The 708-nt window shown below is 41.8% G+C and carries 2 protein-coding genes; both read left to right on the forward strand.

Features of this window, described 5'->3' with window-relative positions; translation table 11 throughout:
* On the forward strand, window positions 1–275 hold a 275-nt coding region (locus KIV40_RS29405), incomplete at its 5' end, for a GNAT family N-acetyltransferase (RefSeq protein ID WP_285352777.1).
* Window positions 276–399: 124 nt separating this feature from the next.
* Window positions 400–708 (forward strand): GNAT family N-acetyltransferase (locus KIV40_RS29410; RefSeq protein WP_285352780.1); only part of this gene is annotated, 309 nt, incomplete at its 3' end.

The raw sequence follows: 708 nt of genomic DNA on the forward strand, positions 1-708 counted from the left end.
ACTTTAAAGAGCCTCACGGTGACTCAGAAGTTATTTGGCTTAATGCCGTTTTCGTATCCAAAGAGTGGCGTGGTCAAGGTATTGCGAGTGAATTGATTAATCGCGGCGTAGCTCAAGTATCGAGCTTTATTCAAAGTCGTCTGTATGTGTACACAAATGTTAAGCCGCTATATCAGTCGTTAGGTTGGTCAGTCGTAGAAATCGAAAGCGAACCCAATCATGATGTTATGAGTATTTTGCTGGAACCCCGAGCCGATGGATCATCACTTGTTTAGCGTGATTCGTATAAGTGGAGTTCTTCATCGATCGTTTGATTGTTTGTTTGATAGAGAGTGAACGGCCAACGATAGTGGCAGCAGTGTTTACTACATATCACAGTGCAAGGCTTACAGGTAGTTTATGGAAATAACCAGATTTCAAGCTCAGCATCAAGAAGCTACCGCACTGCTTTACTTTGAATCTAGAGTGGCTACTTTCTCTTTTCTGAATACTGGCGCATATTGTTTAGCTGATTTTATGAAAGATACAGATGGAGAAGAAATTTGGGTAGCTATGGAGCAGGGCGAAGGCATTGGCTTTGTTTCAATCTGGAGGCCCGACAATTTCATCCATCATTTGTTTGTTAGCCCTAAAAGGCTTAAACAAGGTATCGGTGTTGAATTGCTTAATCACGCCAAAGAGTTATGTGGAAGCTTGACTCTTAAATGC

The organism is Vibrio sp. D173a (assembly GCF_030248475.1).